This is a genomic window from Pseudoxanthomonas sp. LjRoot204_2 (assembly GCF_056175765.1).
In genome coordinates this window covers 1-4,855 of record NZ_JBGFFG010000261.1, presented here as the reverse complement: position 1 = coordinate 4,855, position 4,855 = coordinate 1, and the positions used below count along the sequence as shown (strand labels likewise).

Below are 4,855 nucleotides of genomic sequence, written 5' to 3'. Positions count from 1 at the left end.
ATGCTGGTGTCTGCCTTCCTGTTCTCGGTCTGCGTGCTCTGCATCTTCAAGCTACGGACGTGGGCGGTCGCCCGCGAGGCGCTGCGCGAGCAGGTCAGCGGGGAGATCCCCATGGGCGGCGACGTGCTGGCGGGGTTGAAGCTCATCGCGCGCGAGCCGCTGCTGCGCTGGCTGGCCGCGATGGTGGTCATGGGCGTCGGCGTGGGCACGCTGCTCTACAACGAGCAGAATGCCATCGCCCGCACGATGTTCAGTTCGGCCGAGCAGCGCGCCGACTACTTCGCCACGCTCGATCTCGCGGTGAATTCACTGACCCTCGTGGTGCAGCTGCTGGTGACGCGCTTCCTGCTGTCGCGCTTCGGCATCGCGCCGGCGCTGCTGATCCCCGGCTGCGCGATCATCATCGGGTTCTCGATCCTGGCGGCATCGCCGCTGCCCATGATGATCGCCATCGTGCAGGTGGTCACCCGCGCCAGCGAGTTCTCGCTGGCCAAGCCGGCGCGCGAGACCATCTACACGCGGGTCGGCCGCGAGTGGCGCTACAAGGCGGGGGCGGCGATCGACACGGTCATCTATCGCGGCGGCGACCTCAGCTTCGTCTGGCTGCACAAGCTCCTGTCCGCGTTCGGGTCGAACGTCGTGTTCGGTGCCGGCCTGCTGGTCGCCAGCGCCATGACCTTCAGCGCGTGGCGCCTGCTGCGCGAAGAGTCCAAGCTGCCGTCCGAACGGGCGGCGAGCGACCCGTCGACGGCCACGAGGACCTCCTGACGTCCTTGCACGATGCCGCTATGCTGCCCGGCACATGACGGGAGGCCTGGATGGACGTGATCGCTTCGGTGTTGGTGGTACTGGTGGCGGTGCTACACGCCTGGTTCCTGGTACTGGAAATGTTCCTCTGGACCAAGCCCGCCGGCCTGAAGACCTTCCGCAACACGCCCGAGAAGGCCGAGACCACCCGCGTGCTGGCGGCCAACCAGGGGCTCTACAACGGCTTCCTCGCTGCAGGCCTGCTGTGGGGACTGGTGACCGCGCAATGGAACGTGGTCGTGTTCTTCCTGATGTGCGTGGTCGTCGCCGCGCTTTACGGCGCGTGGAGTGTCAGTCGGCGGATCTTCTACGTGCAGGGGCTGCCCGCGATCGCGGCGTTGGCCGCTATCTGGCTTCTCTGATCCGGCATCTAGACCGATGTGGGAGCGACGTGAGTCGCGACGGCTCCCTCCGGCAGGTCATCTTCGCGGACGGATGTTATGCGTCGCGACTTACGTCGCTCCCACGACGGCTACGCATCAGTCGGTGCGCGGTGGCTTCGGCGACACCCACATGGAGATGCGCGCGCGGAACACCGGCTCGTCCTGCGGATTGCTGACCACCACGTCCATCGGCAGCTCATAGCCATCGACGGATTCGCGGGGCTCGAAGGCCGGGGTCGCGACCGCGGTCATCGTCCCGACGGCCTTCTTCAGGTACTCGACCGTCATGCCCTTGGGAATCCAGCGCATCGAGCGCGGGATGCTGACGTCGGTGGTGAGGCCGCCGACGAATTCAGCCAGGTTGCACAGCGCGATCGCGTGCACGGTGCCGAGGTGGTTGGTGACCGAACGGCGATGGCGGATGGTCGCTTCGCCGCGGCCGGGTTCCAGCCGCACCATGCGCGGGCCGATGCTGCCGAAGTAGGGCGCCTTGAAGCAGATCAGGCGCGAGAACAGCCAGTGGCCTAGCGGCTTGCGGCTCAGGCTGCGGTAGATCTTCAGGACGTCGGCGCTCATCGTGTGCTCCTGTCGCGACGACGGCGGGACATGCCCGCCGTCGTCGTGTCTTTCGTGGTGGCGTCAGGCCGCTTCGCGCGGTTGCCGCTTGTTCTGCGGCAGGTCGTAGTAGCTGGCGGCACGCAGTTCGTGCACGTCGAAGTCGTCCACGGTGATCGTGTCCAGCGTGATCGCGCGCAGTTCTTCCAGCTGCCTGCGCTCTTCCGCGGTGATCCAGCCCTCGCGCACGCCTTCATCCAGCTGCGCGCTGTAGTCCAGGGCTTCGATGTCCCTGGTCTTCAGCGCCTTCAGGAACTTGCGCTCCACCGGCTCGGCGGCCACGGCGGCGGCCAGGTAGCTGTCGATGCGGCCGCCGGGGTTGTTCTCGCACGGGGTCAGGAACACGCCCTGGCCCAGGCGGTCGCGCGCTTCGTTCGGCGCCATCAGCAGCATTGCGACGCGATGGCTCAGGCGGTCGCCCGGGGCCACGGCGCGGCGGCCGAACGGGAACACCACCGGCCACAGCAGCCAGCCCAGCGGTTTGATCGGGAAATTGCGCAGCGCCTGCGACAGCGCCAGCTCGATCTCGTACGCACTGTTGTGGAACGCCCACGCCAGCAGCGGCTTGTCGGCTTCCGGGGCGCCGTCGTCATGGTGGCGCTTGAGCACCGCGCTCATCATGTACAGGTGGCTCAGTACGTCGCCCAGGCGGCCCGACAGCGATTCCTTGAACTTCAGCTTGCCGCCCAGCGCGCCCAGCGAGATGTCGGTGAGCAGCGCCAGGTTGGCGGCGTACCGGTCCAGCTTGCGGAAGAACTTCTTCGTGTACGCATCGCCCGGGGCCGCACCGATCTTCGAACCGGTGATGCCGAACCAGAACGAGCGCACCGCGTTGGAGATGGCCCCGCCGATGTGCGGGTAGAGCACGGCATCCAGCTGGTTGACGCCGGCACGGGTATCCGGGTCCTGTGCCGCGCGCATTTCCTTAATGATGTACGGATGGCACAGGATCGAACCCTGGCCGAAGATCAGCAGGCTGCGCGTCATGATGTTCGCGCCTTCCACCGTGATGGCGATCGGCGAGGCCTGCCACGCACGGCCGGCGAAGTTGCGCGGGCCCAGGATGATGCCCTTGCCGCCGACGATGTCCATCACGTCCTTGGCGACATCGCGGCCCATGTTCGTGCAGTGGTACTTGGCGATCGCCGAAGGTACCGACGGCACGTCGCCACGGTCCACGGCGGCCGCGGTGGCCTGCGACAGCGCGCTGATCGCGTACGCCTTGCCGCCGATGCGGGCCAGGGCCTCCTCCACGCCTTCGAAGCGGCCGACCGACAGGCCGAACTGCTTGCGGATGCGGGCATAACTGCCGGTGACGCGCGCGCCGAACTTGGCGCCGCCGCTGGCGGTGGAAGGCAGAGTGATCGAGCGGCCCACGGCCAGGCATTCGTTGAGCATGTTCCAGCCCTTGCCGGCCATCTCGACGCCACCGATCAGCTGGCTCAGCGGGATGAACACGTCGCGGCCATGGATGGGGCCGTTCTGGAACGGCGAGTTCAGCGGGAAGTGGCGGCGGCCGACGTCCACGCCGGGCGTATCGCGCGGCAGCAGCGCCAGGGTGATGCCGATGTCGCGCGTGTCGCCGATCAGTCCGTCCGGGTCGTACATGCGGAACGCCAGGCCGATGAGCGTGGCGACSGGCGCSAGSGTGATGTAGCGCTTGTCGAAGGTCAGGCGGATGCCCAGCACGTTGGCGCCGTTCCATTCACCCTTGCAGACGATGCCGTAGTCGGGAATCGAGGTCGCATCGGAGCCGGCGAACGGGCCCGTCAGGCCGAAGCAGGGCACCTCCTGACCGATCGCCAGGCGCGGCAGGTAGTAGTCCTTCTGCTCCTGCGTGCCGTAATGATTGAGCAGTTCGCCCGGGCCCAGCGAGTTGGGCACGCCGACGGTGGAGCTGACCACGCTGCTGACCGAGGCGATCTTCTGGATCACCTTGTGGTGCGCCAGCGCGGAGAAGCCCAAGCCGCCGTACTGCTTCGGGATGATCATGCCGAAGAACTTGTTCTTCTTGATGTAGTCCCACAGCTCCGGCGGCAGGTCGGCGTGGATGTGGGTGATTTCCCAGTCGTTGGTCATCCGGCACAGCTCTTCCACCGGACCGTCCAGAAAGGCCTGTTCGTCGGCGGTGAGCTGCGGCTTCGGATAGGCCAGCAGCTTGTTCCAGTCCGGGTCGCCGGTGAACAGGTCGCCTTCGAAGCCGACCGACCCGGTTTCCAGCGCGATGCGCTCGGTCTGCGACAGCGGCGGCAGTGCTCGACGCAGGAAGCCGAGCGCCGGCGCCGTGATCAACGGCTTGCGGATCGCCGGGATCAGCAGCGGCAGCGCGATCGCCACCACCACCAGCGCCGCGACGACGGTGGCCGTGGGGTTGGCGCCCAGCAGCCAGCACGCGACCAGCAGGCTGGCGGTGATCGCGGCCCAGTAGGCGAGCCGGATCCGATGGTAGGCGGCGAATGCGCCCGCCAGCAGGAAGGCGAGGAAGGGGATGACGATGCTCATGGGGTTGCTCCGGACACGGATTCGGTTACATCGGATTCGGCATGGCCCGGCGCAGCCGGCAGGCTTGCCAGGTATTCCAGCACGGTGGCGGTAAATGCGTCGTTGTCGTCGCCGGCCACCATGTGCGTGGCCTGCGGCAGGTGCACGTGGCGCGCATGCGGCACCAATCGCTGGAATTCTTCGACGGTCTTCTCCGAGACCAGGTCGCTGCGCCCGCCACTGATCAGCAGCACGGGGCACTGCACCCGGCGCGCGGCCTCGGCGATGGCGTCCTGGTGCTGGGCGCTGTCGCGCGCGAGCTCGTCGACCAGGCGCGGGTCCCAATGCCAGCGCCACCGGCTATCGGCGCCTTCGCGAAGCAGCTCGCGCAGGTCGTCGGCGGATTTGCGCGTGCGCCGCTGCGGTTGGTACGCGGCAATGGCGTCCGCCGCGTGATCGAGCGACGCGAAGCCGTCGGGGAACGCGGTCATGAAGGCGAGGATGCGCTGCAGGCCGGCGTGTTCCCAGCGCGGGGTGATGTCCACCAGCACCATGGCGCGGAACAGGCC

The 4,855-nt window shown here is 67.6% G+C and carries 4 protein-coding genes and 1 pseudogene; 2 read left to right on the top strand and 3 right to left on the bottom strand.

Features of this window, described 5'->3' with window-relative positions; translation table 11 throughout:
* Together AC04L7_RS12475 and AC04L7_RS12470 are read left to right on the top strand one after the other, a co-directional pair.
* A pseudogene (locus tag AC04L7_RS12475) lies at window positions 1-768 on the top strand (MFS transporter); the annotation flags it as partial.
* A 50-nt stretch (window positions 769-818) separates the two neighbouring features.
* Entirely contained in the window at window positions 819-1,169 is a 351-nt protein-coding gene (locus AC04L7_RS12470) for a DUF1304 domain-containing protein (protein WP_435996972.1), read from the top strand.
* A gap of 117 nt (window positions 1,170-1,286) precedes the next feature.
* Here the strand turns inward: AC04L7_RS12470 and AC04L7_RS12465 are convergent, their stop codons facing one another.
* From AC04L7_RS12465 to AC04L7_RS12455, 3 genes are all read right to left on the bottom strand, one after another.
* The gene (locus AC04L7_RS12465; protein WP_296279720.1) at window positions 1,287-1,766 is read right to left on the bottom strand and encodes a hotdog fold domain-containing protein; all 480 of its coding nucleotides are present in this window, start codon (window positions 1,764-1,766) and stop codon (window positions 1,287-1,289) included.
* Window positions 1,767-1,829: 63 nt separating this feature from the next.
* Entirely contained in the window at window positions 1,830-4,307 is a 2,478-nt protein-coding gene (locus AC04L7_RS12460) for an acyl-CoA dehydrogenase (RefSeq protein ID WP_299340647.1), read from the bottom strand.
* The coding region (locus tag AC04L7_RS12455; RefSeq protein ID WP_475513109.1) for an alpha/beta fold hydrolase at window positions 4,304-4,855 on the bottom strand (552 nt) is incomplete at its 5' end. The genes AC04L7_RS12460 and AC04L7_RS12455, both read right to left, overlap by 4 nt.

Bases quoted from the DNA above. Each gene is read 5' to 3' on its own strand.
- AC04L7_RS12470 (WP_435996972.1), top strand. From the start codon at position 819: ATGGACGTGATCGCTTCGGTGTTGGTGGTACTGGTGGCGGTGCTACAC.
- AC04L7_RS12465 (WP_296279720.1), bottom strand. From the start codon at position 1,766: ATGAGCGCCGACGTCCTGAAGATCTACCGCAGCCTGAGCCGCAAGCCG.